The sequence below is a fragment of the Pseudomonas sp. 3A(2025) genome, assembly GCF_054589175.1.
Genome location: NZ_BAAILM010000097.1, coordinates 1 through 249, shown reverse-complemented (window position 1 = coordinate 249; position 249 = coordinate 1). Strand labels below are relative to the sequence as shown.

At 50.2% G+C, this 249-nt stretch carries 1 rRNA gene; it reads left to right on the top strand.

From position 1 onward, the window contains the following. Positions 1-249 (top strand): 23S ribosomal RNA (locus ACYP2A_RS25770); the annotation flags it as partial.

Here is a 249-nt window from a genome sequence, read left to right as displayed (position 1 = left end):
CTCCAAGGCTAAATACTACTGACTGACCGATAGTGAACCAGTACCGTGAGGGAAAGGCGAAAAGAACCCCGGAGAGGGGAGTGAAATAGATCCTGAAACCGTATGCGTACAAGCAGTGGGAGCCTACTTTGTTGGGTGACTGCGTACCTTTTGTATAATGGGTCAGCGACTTATATTCAGTGGCGAGCTTAACCGAATAGGGGAGGCGTAGCGAAAGCGAGTCTTAATAGGGCGACAGTCGCTGGGTAT